This is a genomic window from Rhodococcus sp. IEGM 1305, from assembly GCF_030058635.1.
Lineage (GTDB): Bacteria > Actinomycetota > Actinomycetes > Mycobacteriales > Mycobacteriaceae > Rhodococcus_F > Rhodococcus_F opacus_D.
Map to the genome: position 1 here is coordinate 164,339 of NZ_JASHKX010000004.1, position 22,350 is coordinate 186,688.

Sequence of the window (22,350 nt, forward strand, 5' to 3'; positions counted from 1 at the left end):
ATGAACGCAACCGGCAAGTTCGCCGGATTCACCGTCGGCCTCGTCGTGATCTTCGGCGCCGCGCTCGCACTCGGGTCGGTTGCCGGCCCGGACGTGGCCGAGCCCGCCGCGCACACGGCCGAGGACGACGGGCACGGAGCGGGAGGCCACGACGCCGCCGCCGACCCGACCCCGGGCGGACTGACGCCCACTGCGGACGGCTACACCCTCGAACTCGCATCCGACCAGGTCACCGCCGGTGCCGCGGTCCCGGTGCAGTTCCGGATCACGAACCCCTCGGGGGTACCCGTGACGGACTACACCGTCGAGCACGAGAAACTGCTGCACCTGATCGTCGTCCGCCGGGACCTCGCCGGATTCCAGCACGTGCACCCGACGCTCGACGCGGCCGGAACGTGGAGCGTCCCCCTCGACCTCACCCGCGGCGGCGACTACCGCGTGTTCGCGGACTTCACCCCGGCAGGCGGCGAAGGCGTCACCCTGGGCACGGACCTGCGCGTCGCGGGCACGTACGACCCGCAGGAACTGCCGGCTCCCGCAGCGACCGCCACCGTGGACGGGTACACCGTCGCCCTCGGCGGCGCGCTGCGACCGGGAGAGACGTCGAACGTGACCCTCTCGGTGAGCCGCGACGGACAGCCGGTCACCGATCTTCAGCCCTACCTCGGCGCATACGGTCACCTGGTGGCGTTGCGCACCACCGACCTCGGATACCTGCACGTGCACCCGGACGGACATCCCGGCGACGGCGTCACCGCGGCGGGCCCGGGGATCGACTTCGCCGTGACCGCACCCAGCGCGGGCGATTACCGGCTGTTCCTGGACTTCCAGCACGCCGGCGCCGTCCACACCGCGGAGTTCACCGCCACTGCCGGACCGGAGGAGAAGTGATGACCCGCGGGACCGACATTGCGGCACCACCCGATTCCCAGATCGAACTGGCCATCGGCGGGATGACCTGTGCGTCGTGCGCCAACCGCATCGAGCGCAAGCTGAACAAACTCGACGGCGTCACCGCGACCGTCAACTACGCGACGGAGAAGGCCCGCGTCCATTACGACGCCGCGGACGTCTCGCCCGAAGACCTGGTCGCCACGGTCGAGCAGGCCGGGTACACGGCGCGACTGCCCGAGGTGAAGCCCCCGGTCCCGGAGGAAGAGGACCCGGCGGCGGAACTGCGGCAGCGGCTGCTCGTGTCGGCGGTGCTGACGGTCCCCGTCATCGCGATGGCGATGGTCCCGGCGCTGCAGTTCACGAACTGGCAGTGGCTCTCGCTCACCCTCGCGGCCCCGGTCGTGGTCTGGGGTGCGTGGCCGTTCCACAAGGCCGCCTGGACGAACCTGCGGCACGGCACCGCGACCATGGACACCCTGGTGTCGATGGGCACGCTGGCCGCGTTCGGCTGGTCGCTGTACGCACTGTTCTGGGGCACCGCCGGCATGCCGGGGATGACGCACCCGTTCGAGCTCACGATCGCGCGGGTCGACGGCACCGGCAACATCTATCTGGAGGCCGCGGCCGGTGTCACCACGTTCATCCTCGCCGGCCGCTTCTTCGAGGCCCGCGCCAAACGGCGGGCGGGAGCGGCACTGCGGGCGTTGCTCGAACTGGGCGCCAAGGAAGTGTCGGTGCTGCGTGACGGCACCGAACAGCTGATCGGCATCGACCAGCTCGACGTCGGCGACCTCTTCGTGGTCCGTCCCGGTGAGAAGATCGCCACCGACGGCGTCGTCGTCGAAGGTTCGTCGGCGGTGGATGCGTCGATGCTGACCGGTGAATCCGTGCCGGTCGAGGTGTCGCCGGACTCCGAGGTGGCGGGTGCGACGGTCAACGTCGGCGGCCGAATCGTGGTTCGCGCCAGCCGGATCGGAGCCGACACCCAGCTCGCGCAGATGGCGTGGATGGTCGAGGACGCGCAGACCGGCAAGGCCGAGGTGCAACGCCTGGCCGATCGGATCTCCGGCATCTTCGTCCCGATCGTGATCGCGTTGTCGGTCGCGACCCTCGGTTTCTGGATCGGGACCGGCGGTTCGGTCGCCGCCGCGTTCACCGCAGCCGTCGCCGTCCTGATCATCGCGTGCCCGTGTGCGCTCGGACTCGCCACCCCGACCGCTCTCATGGTGGGCACGGGACGCGGGGCCCAGCTGGGCATCCTGATCAAGGGACCCGAAGTTCTGGAATCGACGCGGCGGGTCGACACCGTGGTGGTCGACAAGACCGGAACCGTCACCACCGGCACGATGTCGCTGCACGACGTGGTCGCCGCGGACGGCCAGGACGAGGAGCAGGTTCTCCGGTTCGCCGGCGCGCTCGAGGACGCGTCCGAGCATCCCATCGCGCGGGCGATCACCCGCGGCGCGAAGGAGCGGCTGACGACGCTCCCCGAAGTCGAACAGTTCACCAACATCGCCGGACTCGGCGTCCAGGGCCTGATCGACGGACACGCGGTGGTCATCGGCCGCGCGAAACTGCTCCGCGACTGGTCGCTGCAGCTCACCACGGAACTCCAGCGCGTCGTCGACGCGGCGGAGTCGGAGGGCAAGACCGCCGTCGGGATCGGCTGGGACGGCCAGGCGCGCGGCGTGCTCGTGGTCGCCGACACCGTGAAGCCGACGTCGCGCGAGGCGGTGGCGCAGTTCCGCGAACTGGGCCTCACCCCGATCATGCTCACCGGCGACAACACTTCCGCGGCCCGGGCGATCGCCGCCCAGGTCGGCATCGGCGAAGTCGTCGCGGAGGTACTGCCCCAGGACAAGGTCGACGTGATCAAGCGTCTGCAGGCCGACGGCAAGGTGGTCGCGATGGTCGGCGACGGGGTCAACGACGCCGCCGCCCTCGCGCAGGCCGACCTCGGTCTCGCCATGGGAACCGGCACGGACGTGGCCATCGAGGCCAGCGACCTCACGCTGGTGCGCGGCGACCTCCGGGCCGCAGCCGACGCGATCCGGTTGTCGCGCAGGACGTTGAGCACGATCAAGGGCAACCTGTTCTGGGCCTTCGCCTACAACGTCGCGGCGTTGCCGCTGGCGGCGGCGGGCCTGCTCAACCCCATGCTGGCCGGTGCCGCCATGGCATTCTCATCGGTGTTCGTCGTGAGCAACAGCCTGCGACTGCGCCGCTTCCAGCCCCTGACCACTCCCACCCGAGGGGAACACTCATGACCGAGCAACCGACCACCGACCACGCGGACGACCACACAACCGGCCACGGGTACATCAGCGCCAAGGACGACTACCTCAAGCGCCTGCGCCGCATCGAGGGCCAGGCGCGGGGTCTGCAGCGGATGGTCGAGGACGAGAAGTACTGCATCGACATCCTCACCCAGGTCTCCGCGATGACCAAGGCGTTGCAGGCCGTGGCGCTGGGTCTGCTCGAAGACCACATCAGCCACTGCGTCGTCGACGCCGCCGTCGCGGGCGGCACCGAGGCCGACGCGAAGATCAAGGAAGCCACCGACGCCATCGCACGACTGGTGCGTTCCTGAAACCAGACCACGAGAGCAGCTTCCGAGGGAGCAGGCATGTCTCACGATCATCAGCAGCAGGAAGTGGAACAGGTCCGGGACACCGGGCACGACGCACACAGTGAGCACGCGGATCGGCATGCCGGTCACGGCGCGCACGGTGAGGTGTTCCGGCAGAAATTCTGGATCAGTCTCGCGCTGTCGGTGCCGGTGGTGGTGTTCAGCCACATGTTCGCCGACCTCCTCGGCTACACCGTCCCCGACTTCCCCGGTGCGTCGTGGATTCCGCCGGTGGTCGGCACCGCGATCTACTTCTACGGCGGCGCGCCGTTCCTCACCGGCGCATGGGGTGAGCTGAAGTCGCGGCGGCCCGGAATGATGCTGCTGATCGGCATGGCGATCACGGTCGCGTTCCTCGCGTCGTGGGTGACGACCCTGCAGATCGGCGGGTTCAACCTCGACTTCTGGTGGGAGCTGGCGCTTCTCATCGTCATCATGCTCCTCGGACACTGGCTGGAGATGCGGGCGCTGGGGTCGGCGTCCGGCGCCCTCGACGCCCTCGCCGCGCTGCTGCCGGACACCGCCGACAGGGTCACCGACGACGGCGTCACCGAGGTGTCCGTCTCCGAACTCGCCACCGGCGACCTCGTGCTGGTGCGGGCCGGTGGCCGCATCCCGGCCGACGGCACCGTCGAGGACGGCCGCGCGGAGGTCGACGAATCGATGATCACCGGCGAATCCAATCCCGTCCCACGGTCGGTCGGCGACACCGTGGTCGCCGGCACCGTCGCCACCGACAGCGCGCTGCGGATCCAGGTGGGCGCGGTGGGGGAGGACACCGCCCTCGCCGGAATCCAGCGGCTGGTCGCCGACGCGCAGTCGTCCTCGTCCCGGGCCCAGGCCCTCGCCGACCGCGCCGCGGCGTTCCTGTTCTACTTCGCCTCGATCGCAGGGCTTCTCACGTTCGTGGTGTGGTCGCTGCTCGGCAACGTGGACGAGGCCGTGGTGCGGACCGTCACCGTTCTGGTGATCGCCTGCCCGCACGCGCTCGGCCTGGCGATACCCCTCGTGATCGCCATTTCCACCGAACGCGCCGCGAAGGCCGGTGTCCTGGTGAAGGACCGGTTGGCCCTCGAACGCATGCGCAACGTCGACGTCGTCCTGTTCGACAAGACCGGCACCCTGACCCAGGGCAGGCACGCCGTCACCGGGGTGGTCACCACCGCGGGTGTCACCGAGACCGAACTGCTCGCGATCGCCGGCGCCGTGGAGGCCGACAGCGAGCACCCGGTCGCGCGGGCCATCGTCGCCGAGGCGGCGTCGAACGTGCCCGCGGACGAGCGGCGCACCGCGTCCGACTTCCGGTCACTGCCCGGACGCGGGGTGCGCGCGAACGTCGGAGGCGTGGAAGTGGCCGTCGGCGGACCGGCGATGCTCACCGAACTGAACGTGACGGTCCCCGGTGACGTTGCCGCGCAGACGACACGGTGGGTCGAACGCGGCGCCTCCGTCCTCCACGTGGTCCGCGACGGGCGGGTGCTCGGCGCGGTGGCGCTCGAGGACGCGGTCCGCGAGGAGTCTCGGCAGGCGATCGACGCCCTGCACGCGCGCGGTGTGAAGGTCGCGATGATCACCGGAGACGCCCGTCAGGTGGCCGACGCCGTCGCCGCCGATCTCGGCATCGACGAAGCGTTCGCCGACGTGCTGCCGGAGAACAAGGACGCCGAGGTCGCCGCACTCCAAGCCCGCGGTCACCGGGTGGCGATGGTCGGCGACGGTGTCAACGACGCGCCCGCACTCGCCCGCGCCGACGTGGGCGTCGCGATCGGCGCCGGCACGGACGTCGCCATCGAATCGGCCGGTGTCGTCCTCGCCGCCGACGACCCCCGCGCCGTCCTCTCGATCATCGATCTGTCGCAGGCGAGCTACCGCAAGATGTGGCAGAACCTGGTGTGGGCCACCGGATACAACGTCATCGCCGTCCCCCTGGCCGCCGGGGCCCTCGCGTTCGCCGGGGTCGCGATCTCACCCGCGGCCGCCGCGATCCTGATGTCCGTCTCCACCATCGTCGTCGCCCTCAACGCGCAACTGCTGCGCCGACTCGATCTGGATCCGGAACGGCTGGCACGGAAGTGAGCACGGTGACGAGGGGTTCGGTGATTCGGTGCAGCGCGGACACCAGCCCGTCGACCGTGTCGGTGACCGCCGCGATGTAGGCGTCGGGGCGGATGACCCACACCTCGCCGGGCTTCGCGTCCAAGGCGGCGGTGAGGACGCCGGTTCCGTCGATCTCCGACAGCCGGACGAGGCGGATCGGCGTGTGCACCGCTGCGAGTGCCGCGCTGCGGATCGCGTCGACGTCCACGCCGTCACCCGCGAGAAGCAGGATGCCGTGCCGGGCGATGTCGCGGAGCCGGCTGCCGGCACCGCCGCGCAGCGTCACCGGGGTGTCGGGCACGAGGATTCCCGGCGCGGCGGCCGGGGTGCAGCCACGCTCGGGGCGCCCGGCGAAGGGTCGTTCCGGATCGGTTGTGGTCAAGGGTGATCCGACGTACCAGAACGGCTCGGCGAGACGACCGCTGTCGACGTGTGCCCGCGCCTGCGGGTCGGTGACCGCCGCAGTGAGCACGTCGCACCGGTGCCGGCGCTGGTCCTCGGACTGCGGGACGAGGAAATCCATCGTCGCCGTGGTGACCGCGATGTTTTCGACGGCCGCCGCGTGCCGCTCGGTGTGGTACGTCTCGAGCAGCGACTCGTCGGCCCAGCCCCGCAGGACGAATGCGAGCTTCCACGCCGCGTTCTCGGCGTCGGCGACACCGGAATTCAGGCCGCGCGCCCCGAACGGCGACACGATGTGCGCGGCGTCGCCGGCGAGCAGCACCCGGTCGACGCGCATCCGGTTCGCGACCCGGGAGTGGAAGCGGTACACCGATTTCCACACGATCCGGTAGTCGGTGTCGCCGATGATCTTCCGGATCCGCGCGTCCAGCGCACCCGACTTCTCCTCGGCCTCGAGGTCGTACTCGCCGGGCACCTGCCAGTCGATGCGGAACGTCGAGTCCGGGCACGGGTGGATGAGCACCTGCCTGCCCGGGTTCCACTCCGGGTCGAAGTAGAAGCGGCGCTCGTCGGCCCAGCCCGGAATGTCGGCGGCGATGTCGCAGATCAGGAACTTGTCGTCGAACGAACGACCGTCGAACGTGACACCCAGCTGCCGCCGGATCGCGCTGCCCCGCGACCCTACGGCCACCACCGCATAGTCCGAGGTGACGGTCTCCTCGCCAGAGCCGGTGCGGCAGGTGATGGTCACGCCGGTCTCGTCCTGATCCACGGACGTGGCCTCGTATCCCCACCGAACGTCGATCGACGACGTGGCCGCGATCCGCTCGTCGAGCAGTTCCTCGGTTCGCGCCTGGGAGATGTTGACGAACGGCGGGAACGACGAGATGCCGCGGTCGACGAACGTCTGCGCGAACAGTTCGTGGTCGCGGTGGAAGGTGCGTGCGCACCCCCACGTCACGCCCTCGTCGGCCAGCTGCCTGCCGACGCCGATCGCGTCCCACACCTCGAGGACGTCCCGCTGCTGGCAGATGGCTTTCGATCCGATCGGGTCACGCTCGGCCCGCGCGTCGAGCAAAGTCACCGGTATTCCCCAGCGCGCCAACAGCAACGCCGTCGTCTGCCCCACCGGGCCGTTGCCCACGACGGTGACCGTGCCGCCGCGGGTGTGTCGTCTTCCCATGATCCTCGCCTTGTCAGTGTGAAACGGTGACGGATGTCAGCCCTGTGAAACGGTGACGGACGTCAGCCCTGCAACTGGTCCCAGACCTCGCGGTCACGCTCGGCGGTCCAGATGACGGGCCGTTCGATGCCCGACAGCTCGTCCCACACGCGGGAGACGTCGAAGGGGAGGCAGTGTTCGAAGATCGGCCAGTGCCCGTACTGCTCGTTCAGTGCGGCGTGGGTGGCTTCGAACGCTTCCTTCAGGGTGCCCCCGCGCTGCTGCACCGCCCCGACTTCGGCCAGCATGACCTCGATGAAGTGGCGGGTCTGCTCGATGGCGGCGTCGACGGCGTCCCGCCCGTGGGAGACGGCGCCGCGTCCGCCGATCAGGACCTCCGCGCCGAGCGCCTTGATCGCATCGAGGGTGCCGGTGGACCAGTCGCGGTGGAAGGCGTCGCCGGTGTAGAGCGCGGCTTGCGCCTCCACGAGGTCGCCGGCGAACAGAATCTTCTGTTTCGGCAGCCACGCGGTGATGTCGCCCTCGGTGTGCCCGCGTCCGAAGTGCTGGAGCACGAGGTCGCCGCGTCCGCCGCCGAGGTCGATGGTGAGCTTGTCGGCGAACGTCAGGGTGGGCCACGTCAGTCCGGGCACCGAGTCGGCCGCCTTGGCCAGGCGCGGCATTCGGCCGAATTCGCTTGCCCAGTCTTCCTTTCCACGCTCCTCGATGAGGGCACGGGTGGTCTCATGCGAGACGATGGTCTCGGCGTCGAACGCGGACGCACCGAGCACGCGGACGGCGTGGTAGTGCGAGAGCACCAGGTACCGGACCGGCTTGTCGGTGTGCTCGCGCAACTTGCGCAACCAGTCCTGCGCGGCCACCGGGGTGGCGAGCGCCTCGAAGCAGACGACGAAGTCCTCGCCCTCGATGGCGCCGATGTTCGGATCCCCCTCGGCGGTGAGGGCGTACACGCCGTCGGCGAGGACCTCGAGGGTCTGCTCCTTTTCACCGAGGTCGGCCGACGAAGCGAAGCTTGTGGGGCTCATGCGATCCACCTAACTAATCAAAGGTTTGATTGATGGTGGCCACAGTAACCCGGATCACAAAATAATGAAAGCCTTGATCAAAATTTGGTTCCTGAACGACGGCCCCCGGCGAGCGAACGGGACGCTCGTTCGATCTGACGCAACGAGCGTCCCGTTCGTCGCGACGGGGGCGACGGGGGGAAGTGGGGGCGACGGGGTGGGTAGCGGCATCACCCCGCGAGCAGTACCCCGACCAGGGCGATCGACGCCACCCAGACGGTGGAGATGCCCGCGAGCACGAAGGGTCGTGCGCCGACCTTCTTGATCGTCGCGATCTGGACACCGGCGCCGAGGGCGAACATCGCGGCGGTGAGGAGGGCGGTCTGCACGATCTTGGCCTCTGCGAGCAGGCCCGCGGGCAACAGGCCGGACGACCGCAGGCCGACGCAGGCGAGGAAGGCGAGGACGAAGAGCGGGACGAGCGGCGGCCGCTTCACGTCGGCGTCGGTGCCGGCGAGCTTGCGCTGGCGCACGCTGAGGACGGCCATGACCGGGGCGAGCATGAGGACGCGGGCGAGTTTGACTACCGCGGCCACGCCCAAAGCGGCACCACCGATCGCGCCGCCCGCGGCGACCACCTGGGCGACCTCGTGGATGGAGCCGCCCGCCCACAGGCCGGCGTCGGTGTCGGAGAGTCCCAGCGCCCGCGACAGCAGCGGGATCGCGGGGATCATGAGCGTGCCGAAGATGACGACGAGCGCGACCGCGGTGATCACCTCTTCCTCGTCGGCGTCGACGACACCGTCCACCGCTGCCACCGCGGCCGCGCCGCAGATCGAGAATCCGCAGGCGATGAGCAGTCGCTGGGTCCAGCTGAGGCCGAGCAGCTTGCCCGCGAACATCGTTCCCACGATGCCGAGACAGACGATCGAGACGACCACGACGATGACGCCCCAGCCCAGCCCGAGGATGTCGCTCAGCATCAATTGGAGTCCGAGGAGGGCGATGCCCACCCGCAACAGTTTCTTGGCAGAGAACTGCAGTCCCGGGCGCAGGCGTTCGGGCAGATGCACGACGTTCGACAGAACGGCGCCGAGCACGATGGCGATGAGCAGCGGGCTCACCGTCGGAAGGAACCGGCCGACACCCATGGCGACGGCGGTGGCGACGGCGCACAGCGCCAGACCCGGCAGGAGAGTGGCCGTGGCGGTCTGCAGTCGCGGCAGCGTTGCCGGGCTCTCGACGCGCTGTTCCTCGGACTTCTCGCTCAGTTGACTACTCATGGATCCACGGTCCGTCACGGTGGCCGTCTCCGGTAGCCGTCATCTCGACATGAACACATATCATCGTGATATGTCTTGCGCCGGGGTCATATACTCGATGCATGTCCCGCAGATGGCCCGAGTTCCCCGTTCTCGAGTTGCTCGTGGGCGTCGACGACCACGGAAGCCTCAGCGCTGCCGCCAGAATCGCCGGAATGGCGCAGCCGAATGCGAGTCGCGCCATCAAGCAACTCGAGCGCCAGTTCGGCATGACGCTGTTGCAGCGCAGCCCGACGGGCTCGATACTGACACCGCAAGGTACCGTGATCGCGCACTGGGCACGCCGGGTGCTCTCCGACACTCGCCGGCTGCTCGACGTGGCCGAGGGACTGCGCGCGGAACGCGCCGCCGAGTTGACGGTGGGTGCCAGCATGACTGTCGCGGAACACCTGATGCCGGGGTGGCTGGGGCAGTTTCGCCGTTTGCACTCCGACGTGACCATTCACCTGCAGGTGCACAACTCGACTCAGGTGTTCGAGCGGATCAACAGCAGGATCTGCGACGTCGGGTTCGTCGAATCGCCGACGGTACCACGACCGTTGAAGAGTCTCACGGTGGCGCGTGACCGCCTGGTCGTCGTCGTTCATCCCACCCACCCGTGGGCCCGGCGGCGGAAGGCGCTGACCGTCGCCGAGTTGGCGCTGACACCGCTCCTGGTCCGCGAGCCGGGATCCGGCACGCGAACCACCCTCGACGTGGCATTGCAGGAATACGACCGGGCGGCACCGCTTCTCGAGCTGGGCAGCGCCGCCGCGATTCGCACCAGCGTGCTGGCCGGGGTCGGTCCCGCGGTGATGAGCACCCTGGCGGTGGCGGAGCAGGTCGGCGCCGGAGAGCTGAAAGTGATCGACGTCGACGGCCTCGAGCTCGACAGGGTGCTGCGCGCCGTGTGGCGGGGCGCGCGTCAGCTCGAAGGTCCCGCAGGCGAACTGGTGCGTCTGGTCCGCCGGGTCGGTGCCGAGCCGTGAGCGGCTGTCACCCGAGAATGCAGGTCGCCGCACCGGCGGCGATCACCAGCACGATGACCGCGGAACGGAACACCCCCGGCGGGAGTCGTCGGGCGATCGCGAGCCCGGTGACGTTGCCGATCAGCGCGGCGGCGACGAAGACCGGGAGTCGCGGCCAGAACATCGATTCCGTGATTTCGTCGTGTAACCACAGGACAGCGAGCGCCATCACGTTCGCGACGATGAAATAGCCTGCGAGATCGGCGATGAAAGCCATCGGTGGCAACCGCGCGCGCATCAACAACAGGACCGGTGGCGGTCCGTTGAGCGATGTCGTCGTTCCGAGGTAGCCACCCACGGAACCGGTGAGGAGGTGCGCAGTCGTGGACGGCGCACGCGTGACTTCCGCCCGGTTGGGGAACGCCATCGCGAGCCCGCACAGCATCACCACAACTCCCGCTGCGGGCTTCAGATACTGCTCCGGCAGCAGACCGAGGGTGACCGCGCCCAGCCAGGCGCCGGGCAGACTGCCACCACCGAGCAGCGCCACCCGTCCCCAAGTGATGTGTTCTCGCAACTGGTACGCGGCGCCGATCCGCGTGATCAGGCCCGCCACCAGATTGACGAATACCACTTCGGGAACGGCGAATCCAACCATCAGCATCACCGGCGTCGCGATCAGTGCCGTCCCGAACCCGGTGGCGCCGCCGATGACCGACGCGATGCCGATGCACAGGGCACCGATGAGGAGCATCGTCATCGCGACTCCCTTCCCGATCCGGTGGCACGTTCCCGTGCAGGTCTGATGTTCAGGTGGCCAAAGATTGGACTGCGCTCACCAGAGCCATCAGTTCGATGTCGCTGCCGGTGCATCCTCGGGACAGGTCGTTCCACGGTGCGGCCAAGCCTTGCAGGATGGGACCCAAGGCTATTGCACCGCCGAGCCGCTGAGCAATTTTGTACCCGATGTTGCCGGCATCGAGATTGGGGAAGACCAAGACGTTCGCCCGGCCGGCGACCCGTGAACCGGGCGCCTTGGACGCGCCGATCTCGGCGACCAGCGCGGCATCGAATTGCAGGTCACCGTCCACGTGCAACTGCGGGTCCCGGACGCGCACCAGTTCCGCGGCCTCGCGGACCTTCGCCACTCGCGGGTGGCTGGCGCTGCCCTGGGTACTGAACGACAGCATCGCCGCGATCGGAGTCTGCTCGGTGAGCTGGAAGTGGGTGGCGCTGGCGGCCAGCGCGATGTCGACCAGTTCCTCGACCGTGGGGTCGGGTACGACGGCGCAGTCGGAGAACGTCAACTGCCTTCCGTCCGACAGCAACATCAGAAACGAGCTCGACAGGATGCTCGAACCCGGCGCGAGACCGACGATGCGCAGCCCGGCCCGCAGCACATCGGACGTCGGCCTGCTCGCGCCCGCGACGCAGGCGTCGACCACTCCGGCGCGCAGTGCCCCCGCGGCAAGGCACACCGGGTCGGACAGCGCCGACTCGATCCGGTCGGGGTACCTGGCGAATCCCGATTCGACGGCGTCACGGATCGCGGGGTCGGCGGCCGCCTCGTCGAGGTCGACGACGAGTTCCTCGGCCAGCGGGATACCCGCGGCCTCGGCGATGCGCCGGATGGCGTCCCGCCGCCCGAACAGCCGCGGGGAGACGACACATTTGTGGTGCAGATGGTGGGCCGCACGGATCGCGCGCTCGTCTTCTCCGTCGGCGAGACCGACGACGCGGCCCTCCCCACGCAGGGTGGCGACCCAGTGGTCGATCAGCGACGAATCATTCAGTCGTGCAGCGTCGGTGGGTGGTACAGCGGTGACGCCCGGGGCCATGGCCTCGCTCTCCCATCACTACGAAGAAGGGTGGCGGTCGTCGATCTCGACGACCGCCACCCGCTGGAACTCGGGGAACGTATCGTTCCCTACGGCTGGATTGCCTTTTCGATGTCGGTGAGCATGCTGTCGATGCCGTGGAGCAGTTCCGAGAGCACCTCGTCGTCGGCCACGAGGGGCGGTGAGATCATCAGCATCGTGGCACCACGGTCGTCGCCGCGGAGAATCACCTTGGTGCGGGCGAACGCCTCCGGCAGTACCTTGCGCAACACCGTCAGCGATTCCTGCTCGGTGAACTCGCGGCCGCTGTCGCTGTCGGCCATCAATTCGATCGCGTAGAAGAATCCGGTGCCGCGCACGTCCTTGACGCAGCGGTGCGAGCTCATCAGCGAGTCGAGTGCCGACTTCAACTTCGGTCCGCGCGCGGAGACGTTGCCCAGCACGTTCTCGTCGCGCATCGCGGTGATGTTCGCGACCGCCACCGCCGTAGACACCGGGTGTCCGCCCCACGTCGCGCCGTGTGTGAACACGCCGCCCTTGGGCGAGTCGTAGAGCTCGCGAACCAGCTGCTCACGCACGATCAGGCCGCCGAGCGGGGCGTATCCGGACGTGGAACCTTTCGCGAACGTGATCATGTCGGGAACCACACCGGTCAGCCCGTGCCCGAACCAGTGTCCGAGGCGGCCGAACGAGCAGATCACCTCGTCGGAGACCAGCAGGATCCCGTGCTTGTCGCACAGCGCGCGCAGCGCGGCCCAGTATCCGTCCGGCGGGACGAGGGCGCCGCGCCCGTTCTGAACCGGCTCGGCGAACACGGCGGCGATGGTCTCGGCGCCCTCTTCCTCGATGACGGCTTCGATCGCGGCGATGCAGTCGAGCTCGTTCGCCGGGCCGCAGTCGCCGAGGTAACCGAGGGTGTTGGGCACGGAGCGTACCCCGGGCAGCAGCGGTCCGAACGGGTCTTTGATCTTGGGCAGCTGAGTTACCGAGAGCGCGCCGAGAGTGGTTCCGTGGTAGGCCATCTCGCGGCTGATGATCTTGGTGCGCTGCGGGTTGCCCTGGCTGCGGTGGTACTGCCGGGCGAACTTGACGGCCGTCTCCACGGCCTCCGAACCCGAGTTGACGAAGAAGGTCGTCCCGAGATCACCGGGCGCCAGGTCGGCGATGAGCGCGGACGCCTCGATCGCGGGAATGTGGGCGCTGCCCCAGTTGGAGGCGTACGCCAGCGTCCCGATCTGCTCGCTCGCCGCCTTGGCGATGTCGTCGCGGCCGTGACCGATGTTCACGCAGAACAGGCCTGCCAGACCGTCGAGGAAACGGTCCCCCTCGGTGTCGATCAGATAGCTTCCCTCGCCACGAACGAACACCGGAAAGTCGCTTTCCCAGGTGTCCTTACGGGTGAAATGAGGTCCGAGGTGCCGGCGGGCCCGTGCTCGCAATTCGGTGACGTCCACGACCATCTCCTTCGTTGTCGAATGGCTGTGATCCACAACATACCGACGGGGCAGACCGCAGGTCAGGGCCAGAAGAGCGGTATTCGATGGGTCCAGTCTGGTCCCCGTAGACGGCGCTCAACTGGTCCTTCTGGTCCCATGCCAGAGTGATCCAGACTTCGGTATCGAATCGCTCGGGCACCACGACGTGTGGTCGGAGCGGCGAACAGCCCCAGCTAACGGAGGTCTCAGATGAGGATCGGTATCCCCAAGGAAGTCAAGAACCACGAGTACCGGGTGGCGGCCACTCCCGCCGGTGTCCACGAAATGGTCGCCCACGGGCACGACGTGTTCGTGGAACGCGGTGCGGGGGAGGGCTCGTCGATCGGTGACGACGCCTACGGCGCCGCCGGCGCGAAGATCCTCGACTCCGCCGACGCGGTGTGGCAGAGCGCGGAACTGCTGCTCAAGGTCAAGGAGCCCATCGCCGAGGAATACCACCGGATGCGTTCGGACCTCACGTTGTTCACCTACCTGCACCTCGCTGCGGGTGAAGAGTGCACCCGGGCACTGCTCGCCGCCGGCACCAATTCCGTTGCGTACGAGACTGTTCAGCTTCCCGACGGTTCCCTGCCCCTGCTGTTCCCGATGAGTGAGGTCGCCGGCCGGCTCGCACCGCTCGTCGGTGCACAGGCACTCATGCGCCCGGAGGGTGGCCGAGGCGTACTGATCGGCGGCGTGTCCGGTGTGTTGCCGGCTCGCGTCGTCGTGATCGGCGCCGGCGTCTCGGGCATGAACGCCGTCGCCGTCGCCGCAGGCACCTGGGCCGACGTGGTCCTGTTCGACAAGAACGTCGACAAGCTGCGCGCCGCCGACCGGATGTACCAGGGCCGGATCCGCACCCTCGCCGCGAACGCCTACTCGATCGAGCAGGAGGTCATGCAGGCCGACCTCGTCATCGGTGCCGTGCTCGTCCCGGGCGCCAAGGCACCGAAGATCATCTCGAACTCGCTGGTCTCGCGGATGAAGCCGGGCAGCGTTCTCGTCGACATCGCGATCGACCAGGGTGGTTGCTTCGAGGATTCGCGTCCCACCACCCACGCGGAGCCCACGTTCAAGGTTCACGACTCGGTGTTCTACTGCGTGGCGAACATGCCGGGAGCGGTGCCCCACACGTCGACGTACGCACTCACCAACGTGACCTTGCCGTACACCCTGCAGATCGCCGAGAAGGGCCTCGCCCGCGCGGCCAGGGAGAATGCCGCACTCCGGGCCGGTGTCAGCACCGTCGCCGGGCGCCTGACGAACGATGCCGTCGGTGAGGCACTCGGGATCGAGTCGGTCAGCGTCGACGACGCGCTCAACCTGGTTTGATTTCGCCGCCGGCCCGGCATACTGAGAAGTGCTCGTTCGAGAACTTCTCGGCGTGCCGGGTCGGCCTACCTCTGGCCACTCTTGGATCCACAGGAGGCGATGCGTGCCGAGAACACTGATCGAGGTCGACCGCAATTCCGCCGAACCGCTCTACCGCCAGGTTCGACGGGCGATCGAACACGGCATCGCCAACGGACTGTTCGATCCACGCCACCGCCTTCCGAGTTCGCGGGAACTCGCGGTCGATCTCGCGATCTCCCGGAACACGATCAACCTGGCGTATCAGGAACTGATCGCCGAGGGACTCGTTCAAAGCCACCAGCGCTCGGGCATGTTCGTCAATCCCGACATGATCGAGACGCTCGCAACGGACGCCCGCGCGACCATCCCGCGCATCGACTGGTCGTCCCGCATCCGGAGTTACCCCGACGCCGACGTCCCGCACATCGAGAAGAACGTCGACTGGCACAGCTATCCGTACCCGTTTCTGGCCGGGCAGATCGACATCCGCAGTTTCCCCGCCCGCGCGTGGGTGCGTTGTCTCCGCGACGCGCTATACCAACCCCACGCCTACGCGAGCCTCCAGGACAGCGTCGGTGCGGACGACCCGATGCTGATCGACATGATCCGCCAGCATCTGCTGCCCTCGCGCGGCATCGAGGCGAGTGCGGACGAAGTTCTGGTGACGGTCGGTTCCCAGCAGGGGCTGGACCTCGTCGGCCGGGTGCTACTCGGACCCGAGGATCGGGTTGCCATCGAAAACCCCGGCTATCTCGATGCGCGACACATCTTCCTGCGCACCGGCGCCCAGGTGTACGGCATCGACGTCGACGATCGCGGCCTGCGCCCGCCGGAGACTCTCCGCGGCACGGACCTGATGTATCTGACACCGAGCCATCACCATCCGACCAACGCGACGCTCGGCATCGACCGTCGTCAACGTCTGCTGCAGCTCGCCGCGGAGTCCGGCACCGTGATCGTGGAGGACGACTACGACAGCGAGTTCCGCTATCACGGCAGCCCCAGCCCGGCGCTGAAGGCGCTCGATTCCAGCGGCGACGCCGTCTATCTCGGCACGTTCTCGAAGTTCCTGGCCCCGGGCCTGCGTCTGGGCTACCTCGTCGGGCCCGCGGACCTGGTGCGCGAACTGCGGAAGGCCCGACGGTACGTGCTCCGTCATCCACCGGGTCACCAGCAACGGGCCCTGGCCATGCTCATCGACAGCGGGGAGTACCACCGCGCGCTGCGCCATCACCGCACCCAGATGAAACACAAATGGGAGCGTCTGTGTGCGGCCGTCGACAAGTACCTTCCGTGGCCGCAGGAGCCGTATCCGCCCGGTGGCGTCAGCTTGTGGATGACCGGCCCGGAGAACCTCGACTGCCGGGTACTCGTGCGCGAGGCGGAAGCCCGCGGTGTGCTCATCGAACGGGGCGACATCTTCTTCACGCAGCCGGTCCCGCCCCGCAACCACTTCCGCATCGGCTACGGCGCGATCCCCCTGCGGTCCATCGAAGAAGGCATCGCACTTCTCGGCCAGGCGTGCCAGGCGAGTTTCCGCTTTGGCAGGTAGACCCGATAACACCCGCGCCTGCGCGCATCCTGCCGCCCAGACGGCGGCCTGTTCGGCCGGCTTCCTCGCAGCCGCAGTGGCCCACGGCCCGTGGTCAGAACATATTGGAGGCGCGTCGGCTCGGGGACTCTAGGGTGGTCAGCACATGACTACAGCAGAATCCTTGTTGGCCGGCCCACGTGGGCGTCGGATGCTGCTCGCCTACGCGAGGGACGCCGAACGAACTCTGCAACCCGAGTTCCGCAGTGACTCGTTCGATCACGCCGTATTTCTGGCGTCGTATCACCTCGAGTCCGGTCGCGAAGGCGCACGCGTGCTGTTCGGGCCCGGCGCTGAAGAGGCTCGGCGGACCGTCCTCACTGCAGACGATGTGGCGCATCGCCTGTCCCAGGTGCCGCTTCCCGAGGTGACAGCGGTTGCACTCCGTTCGGCCCTCGCCGACGCGGTTGACGCGGCGCGCTACTGGCAGGACCCGGACGGTGAAGACATCCTCGTCGCCGCCGAGCCGGTGCGCCGTGAGCTTCGACGGGTCGCCGAGCACATCGCACGATCCCCGCATACGCAGTGGTGGACGACGCCCGCTGCGACCGATCAGTGGTCGGTGGGCTGGACCGAGGACGGTACGGATTCCGTTGACTCGACGACCGCTGAATTGTTGCGTGACTATCGTGATCGGACTGCCGCGGAGGAAGTGCGAACAGAACGCGATCGTCCGGCGGATCCGTCGGCGAACTGGTCCGGCTGGTGGTGGTCGACTCCACCCACACGGTATTCGTCCCGGCGGCTGTTCGACCGGACCCCGGCCGGTTTGTGGTTCGTCGAGGACAGCATGGGATGGGAGCGCGCCATCACGCGACGAATGAACATCCCCGCCGGCGCTCGCGTGTACGAGGTCGACGGTGCGCAAGCGTGGGCAGAACTGTGTAGACAGTTCTCCGTCGAGGTCACCGCGCAGAAACGACACGATTGGTACCGGACGATCGGGACGATGGGTCATTCCCGACTGGCCGCGGCTCTCCGAACGGTACGAGGGCGTCCATCTCACCGTGGCGGGATACCTCGCCGCGGCGGGCACCGCGATCGCCGTCGACGCCGGCACCGGCACCGGCACCGCGAGTGTCATCGCGGGATGGGCGCCCGACGACACCTACTGGCTCACGGACACCGTCAACCTCGACAGTGACGATTCCCGGACCTGGGTGTGCGACACCAGTGGAAGACATCCTTCCTGGGTCGGCAAAACTCACCGCTGAGGACTGCTGTCCTTGAGCCGCAGGCGGATCCGCGAACGCGATGCCGGCGGGAATCGGCACGCGACACGCTAAATTTGGGGCACCCCTATGTAGAGGAGAGCCCCATGGGCAAGGTGGTCATGTACAGCTCGGTGTCGGTGGACGGCTTCATCGCGGACGAGAATGACCAGCCCGGACCGCTGTTCGACTGGTTGACCAGCGGTGACGTCCCGTTGGACGAGAGCGGTGAGATCAAGGTGTCGCAGACGTCCTACGACTACACCCGGCCGTACTGGGACCAGATCGGGGCGACACTCGTCGGCCGCCACGTCTTCGACATGACCGACGGCTGGGACGGAAAGCCTCCGAGCGGGATCGACCACGTGGTCGTCGTGACGCACCGGCCGAAGCCCGAGGGCTGGGACCCCGAGGCGCCGTTCCACTTCGTCGACGGCGTCGAGGCAGCCGTGGCCAAGGCGCAGGAGCTCGCGGGTGACCGCATCGTCGAGGTCGCCGCCGGCGACGTCGGTGGCCAGGTGCTTGCCGCAGGCCTGATCGACGAGGTGCGCATGGACGTCGTACCCGTCGTGTTCGGGTCCGGCAAGCGCTACTTCGGGTCGGTCCACGCACAGCACCTATTGGAGGATCCCGACGAGGTGATTCAGGGCAACCGGGTGCTTCACCTGCGCTATAGGGTGCGCCGTCGACCGATCTGAGCGGACTGCGAACGGTGACACAATCGGGCCTCCGGCTGCGTTTGCGCATCGCTGTCCCTGGTCGGGCAGCCGACGCCGATTTACCCAGCGCCTCACCTGCGACAACTTCAAAGGATCGGGTTCGTCAAGACGACCTGACGAATCGGCAGGTTATGAGGAAACTTCAGTGAAGCCGTCAGACGAAGCAGCCATCCGTGCAGGTCAGGCCAGTGGCTCCTGATCGACGCCGAATCAGCCTCGATTACGGTACCCAGACAAATCCAACGGTGTCTTCTCTGGGTCGGTCAGGTCCGGATCGCTTTGCACTTCAGGCCAACTTCGGGAGTCCGGAGCCTAGTCGGCCGGACTCGGTAACAGCTGACTAGCGAATAGCGGGGATTGTCGGCTACCTCGTTCCGAGGGAGTGGGTGACGCGGACACAGTCGATGGAACGTGACGGATGTCGTCAAACGCGTTAATCCAGGTCAAGGAACTGCCCAAACACCAGCGAGGTCAGCATACTTTTTGCTCTGCAGAGCCCCGGCGCAGCGACTCGACCGTGGATTCTGTGCAGGTGAGCGCTGAAGATTCCGCGATGGGCAGGCGCCGGGCGGCCTCGGTAACAGCACAGCCGAGGATCGCGAAGTTGATCTTGTGCGAACACTGATACTGATCGGAACGGCCCTCGGTCTCGGCGCGGGCCTGGTGTGTACCAGCCTGTTCGCCTGGTGGCTGTCGTACCCGGTGCACGTCTACACCGCCAGCTACGAACCGCTCGGCTCCGACGAGACCACCGGGCGCATGGAATCGGTGAACCCCATCCCGTTTCTCGCGGCCGGCCTGATAGTCAGCGCGGTCCTCGGAGCGATTTCCGGCTTCATTGCCGCCCACCGCGGCTGGCGGCTGACACAACACGGTGCCTGATGTCCGGTGTGCTCGAAGCGGATGCCCCAGCTCGTTCCCGTTCTGCGGTTTAACGACGCCGTCCGCGGGACTGCGGTCTACACCGGACGCCGGGCGCCTTCGTGGGCGGTGAGCAGCAGATGATCGAACTGGGTGCGCAGACCCGTCCCCGTCTCGCACTGACCGAACCCGGCGACGATCAGTTCCGCGAGGATGCGTAACCGAGTGTTGGTCTCCTGCGAGCGCCAGATGAGGACGTCGAACGCCCGGTCGGCGGAAATTCCGTAGACCAGCATCAGCGCACCCTTGGCCTGCTCGATCACCGCCCGCGACTGCTCGAGTTCGGCGACCGCCTCGTCGACCGACTCCTGCACCTCGTCACGGTGGGACTCGGTGAGGTCGATGTAGAACCCGGTCGTCCCGACCACGGCACCGGTGTCGTCGCACAGCCGGTCCCCGACGACGACGACCTGGTGGATCTCACCGGCGGTGTCGAGGATGCGGTGTGTGCTGCTGAACGGTTCGGCGGCGCTGATCATCCGATCCAGGACCCGCGCCACGTGAGGGTGCTCCTCGGGGTGCTTGTGGGAGAGCAGCAGTTCGGTGGTCGAAATCTGACGCTCGGCATCCTCCTTGAACGCCAGTGGTGTAGCGCTACAACGTCCCGACGACGCGGACTCTCAAAGACCCGCGCGGCCCTGTTCGACGATGGAATCGGCCAACCGATAAGCATTGTCGTGCGCCGACGAAAGATAAATCGTCTGCCGAACTGGCTACTGATCGTGCCATCCTCGAAGCAACAGAAGACTAACGAAAGTAGGAAGCGTCGTGAAGGTTGCGATTGTCGGGTGTGGGGAAGTTGGGCGTGCGTATGCCCTGGCGTGTGCGGCCGCCGGCTACGAACTCGTGCTCGTGGACCCTCGTCCGTCGGCGGCGACGACCGCAGTCGCCGATCAGACCCAGGCGGTGCTCCATCTCTCGCTGGACGAAGCCGCCGGTGACGTAGACCGGGTGTGGATCTGCGTGTCCGGAGACTTGGTGAAGTCCATTACCGCGTCTCTGATCGGAAAGCTGCCCAGTCACGCCGTGGTGGTCGATCTGACGACCGCTTCACCAGACGATAAGCGCGAGTGCTCGGCCACGCTCGCAGCACACGGTATCGAGTACGTCGATGCCGTGATTATGGGGTCAGTGACACTGACCGGGTCGCGCACCGCGTTGCTGGCCGCGGGCCCGAAGGCTAGCGAAGTGCTCGCCGAGTTCGCAGTGTTCGAGGCGCCAGTGCAGACGATGACCGGCGGCCGGGCGGGTGACGCGGCCGCAATCAAGCTACTGCGTACGATCCTGACCAAGGGGCTCGAATCGCTTGTAGTCGAGTGTTTCATGGCTGCCGAGCAGCAGGGCCTTCGCAGCAATCTCTACGACGTATTGACCGATGTCGACACCATTGGGTTCGTTCCCTTCTTGGAGATGCTGATCACCAGCCATGTTCAGCACGCCGAGCGTCGGATGCACGAGGTAGAGCGAGCCTGTGCCCAACTTGCGGAGATGGGTTGCCCGTCGGTGGTTCTGCCCGGTACCGAGGCGCGCTTCGCTCTTACGTCAGCGGCATTGAAGGATAATGGCCCTGGGAAACTCGCCGCCGGTGACGTTGCTTCGACCATCGCATGGCTGTTGAACTCAGCTCGGGCATCGGAGACTGTCTGACAGACTCCACCGGTGTCAACGGCAGATGCCCGGCGGATCCATCGGGCCATGTCTGCGACACTTGGCCGCCTGGGTCGACCATTGATCGGAATGTCTTTTGGTTGAACCAGTCTGGGCGTGATCGGATGGGTGGCGAATTGTATCTTCCGGTCGCCGAACCCCTAAGGCCGGCACCTCACCGTTAAGAGGACTTCTCTGCAGGAGGTACCTGAGACATATAGTGGGACAACTTATGTCGTGGGAAACTTGGTGTGTGAGAGTTACCGTCATTGGTGTCGGCCGGATCGGCGAGGCACTCGTAGCAGGACTGTGTCGAGCGGGGACGTCCGCTGAATCGATCACCGTCGTCGGCAGGAGTATGGAACGGACATTCGATGTCGCGCACCGGCACGGCGTGCGAGTAGCCGACTTGCGGAATCCCGGCGAATGTGACGTCCTGGTCGTGGCGGTGAAGCCGCAGCAGATCGAGGGGGTGTTGACCGACCTCGGTTCGGCGTTGCGTGGGTCGGCTCTTCGCCCGGTCGTGTTGTCGGTGGTGGCCGGGGTGGCCACCAAGAGAATCGAGCAATTTCTTCCCTCGGTGGTGCCGGTGGTGCGCGCGATGCCGAACACCCCCATGACGGTGGGTGCGGCGGTCACTGCGATCGCCCGTGGCGCCGCGGCAACCGAACACGATCTGCGGCTTGTCGAGTCCGTGCTGGAATCTGTCGGTGAGGTACTACGCGTTCCCGAGGACCAGCTCGACGCTGTCACCGCGGTCTCCGGTTCGGGCCCTGCGTACGTGTTCCTCGTGGCGGAGATGATGATCGACGCGGCGATGACGCTGGGACTGGACCGGGTGACGGCGGACCGGTTGGTGACCGGAACCCTCGCCGGCTCGTCGGCGATGCTAGGTGTCGGTGACGTCGGCCCGGCCCAGCTGCGTGCGGCTGTGACCTCGCCCGCGGGGACAACGGCGGCGGCGTTGGAGGTCTTCGAACAATCCGACATTCGGCGAACGTTCCGAGGAGCATTGACCGCGGCACGCGACCGTTCCGTGGAATTGTCCGGCGTGGTGCGCCCGCCCCTTACGCCGGCATCTGCCGACCAGCGCTGAGTGTGTGTGTCGCCCGCCCGG

At 67.5% G+C, this 22,350-nt stretch carries 17 protein-coding genes and 2 pseudogenes; 12 read left to right on the plus strand and 7 right to left on the minus strand.

Annotated features, from left to right (window positions below; translation table 11 throughout):
• From QM693_RS10500 to QM693_RS10515, 4 genes are read left to right on the plus strand one after another with little or no spacing between them, the layout of a single operon-like run.
• Nucleotides 1-891, plus strand: a complete 891-nt coding sequence (locus QM693_RS10500; RefSeq protein WP_283352274.1) for a DUF8832 domain-containing protein — start codon at nt 1-3, stop codon at nt 889-891.
• Nucleotides 891-3,161, plus strand: a complete 2,271-nt coding sequence (locus QM693_RS10505; RefSeq protein ID WP_283352275.1) for a heavy metal translocating P-type ATPase — start codon at nt 891-893, stop codon at nt 3,159-3,161. The genes QM693_RS10500 and QM693_RS10505 overlap by 1 nt, the downstream gene beginning before the upstream one ends.
• Nucleotides 3,158-3,484 (plus strand): metal-sensitive transcriptional regulator, encoded by a 327-nt coding sequence (locus tag QM693_RS10510; protein ID WP_280779237.1) that lies wholly within the window; start codon nt 3,158-3,160, stop codon nt 3,482-3,484. Before QM693_RS10505 ends, QM693_RS10510 begins: the two co-directional genes overlap by 4 nt.
• Before the next feature lie 36 nt (nt 3,485-3,520).
• Nucleotides 3,521-5,599, plus strand: coding sequence for a heavy metal translocating P-type ATPase (locus tag QM693_RS10515; RefSeq protein ID WP_283352276.1), 2,079 nt, complete (start codon nt 3,521-3,523; stop codon nt 5,597-5,599).
• On the opposite strand, the gene QM693_RS10520 is transcribed toward QM693_RS10515, so the two are convergent.
• From QM693_RS10520 to QM693_RS10530, 3 genes are all read right to left on the minus strand, one after another.
• Nucleotides 5,541-7,205, minus strand: a complete 1,665-nt coding sequence (locus QM693_RS10520) for an FAD-dependent monooxygenase (protein ID WP_283352277.1) — start codon at nt 7,203-7,205, stop codon at nt 5,541-5,543. The genes QM693_RS10515 and QM693_RS10520 overlap by 59 nt on opposite strands.
• 62 nt (nt 7,206-7,267) lie before the next feature.
• Nucleotides 7,268-8,230, minus strand: coding sequence for an MBL fold metallo-hydrolase (locus tag QM693_RS10525; RefSeq protein ID WP_065492745.1), 963 nt, complete (start codon nt 8,228-8,230; stop codon nt 7,268-7,270).
• A gap of 209 nt (nt 8,231-8,439) precedes the next feature.
• Nucleotides 8,440-9,492 (minus strand): YeiH family protein, encoded by a 1,053-nt coding sequence (locus tag QM693_RS10530; protein ID WP_283352278.1) that lies wholly within the window; start codon nt 9,490-9,492, stop codon nt 8,440-8,442.
• A 101-nt stretch (nt 9,493-9,593) separates the two neighbouring features.
• Here QM693_RS10530 and QM693_RS10535 point away from each other — a divergent pair, with 101 nt between their 5' ends.
• Entirely contained in the window at nt 9,594-10,499 is a 906-nt protein-coding gene (locus QM693_RS10535; protein ID WP_283334630.1) for a LysR family transcriptional regulator, read from the plus strand.
• A 7-nt stretch (nt 10,500-10,506) separates the two neighbouring features.
• Here the strand turns inward: QM693_RS10535 and QM693_RS10540 are convergent, their stop codons facing one another.
• The 3 genes from QM693_RS10540 to QM693_RS10550 all read right to left on the minus strand — a co-directional run bounded on the left by QM693_RS10540 (nt 10,507) and on the right by QM693_RS10550 (nt 13,776).
• Complete coding sequence (locus tag QM693_RS10540; protein WP_283352279.1) at nt 10,507-11,238, minus strand: sulfite exporter TauE/SafE family protein; 732 nt, start codon at nt 11,236-11,238, stop codon at nt 10,507-10,509.
• Nucleotides 11,239-11,287: 49 nt separating this feature from the next.
• On the minus strand, nt 11,288-12,316 hold the full coding sequence (locus QM693_RS10545; protein ID WP_283352280.1) for a phosphotransacetylase: 1,029 nt from the start codon (nt 12,314-12,316) through the stop codon (nt 11,288-11,290).
• A gap of 89 nt (nt 12,317-12,405) precedes the next feature.
• Nucleotides 12,406-13,776, minus strand: a complete 1,371-nt coding sequence (locus QM693_RS10550; RefSeq protein WP_283334633.1) for an aspartate aminotransferase family protein — start codon at nt 13,774-13,776, stop codon at nt 12,406-12,408.
• Nucleotides 13,777-14,001: 225 nt separating this feature from the next.
• On the opposite strand from QM693_RS10550, the gene ald reads away from it, so the two are divergent.
• The 5 genes and pseudogenes from ald to QM693_RS10575 all read left to right on the plus strand — a co-directional run bounded on the left by ald (nt 14,002) and on the right by QM693_RS10575 (nt 19,547).
• Complete coding sequence (gene ald / locus QM693_RS10555; protein ID WP_005249214.1) at nt 14,002-15,123, plus strand: alanine dehydrogenase; 1,122 nt, start codon at nt 14,002-14,004, stop codon at nt 15,121-15,123.
• Nucleotides 15,124-15,226: 103 nt separating this feature from the next.
• Entirely contained in the window at nt 15,227-16,696 is a 1,470-nt protein-coding gene (gene pdxR, locus QM693_RS10560) for a MocR-like pyridoxine biosynthesis transcription factor PdxR (protein ID WP_105418015.1), read from the plus strand.
• A 190-nt stretch (nt 16,697-16,886) separates the two neighbouring features.
• A pseudogene (locus tag QM693_RS10565) lies at nt 16,887-17,949 on the plus strand (hypothetical protein).
• A 104-nt stretch (nt 17,950-18,053) separates the two neighbouring features.
• Nucleotides 18,054-18,644: a dihydrofolate reductase family protein gene (locus tag QM693_RS10570; RefSeq protein WP_283352281.1), complete on the plus strand. Its 591-nt coding sequence runs from the start codon at nt 18,054-18,056 to the stop codon at nt 18,642-18,644.
• A gap of 633 nt (nt 18,645-19,277) precedes the next feature.
• Nucleotides 19,278-19,547, plus strand: a complete 270-nt coding sequence (locus tag QM693_RS10575; protein ID WP_283352282.1) for a hypothetical protein — start codon at nt 19,278-19,280, stop codon at nt 19,545-19,547.
• Between the two features lie 77 nt (nt 19,548-19,624).
• On the opposite strand, the pseudogene QM693_RS10580 reads toward QM693_RS10575, so the two are convergent.
• Nucleotides 19,625-20,134: pseudogene (locus tag QM693_RS10580) on the minus strand (ANTAR domain-containing protein); the annotation flags it as partial.
• Nucleotides 20,135-20,354: 220 nt separating this feature from the next.
• On the opposite strand from QM693_RS10580, the gene QM693_RS10585 reads away from it, so the two are divergent.
• The gene (locus tag QM693_RS10585; RefSeq protein ID WP_283352283.1) at nt 20,355-21,233 is read left to right on the plus strand and encodes an NAD(P)-binding domain-containing protein; all 879 of its coding nucleotides are present in this window, start codon (nt 20,355-20,357) and stop codon (nt 21,231-21,233) included.
• Nucleotides 21,234-21,465: 232 nt separating this feature from the next.
• Nucleotides 21,466-22,329, plus strand: coding sequence for a pyrroline-5-carboxylate reductase (gene proC, locus QM693_RS10590; protein ID WP_283352284.1), 864 nt, complete (start codon nt 21,466-21,468; stop codon nt 22,327-22,329).
• The last annotated feature ends 21 nt before the right edge of the window (nt 22,330-22,350 follow it).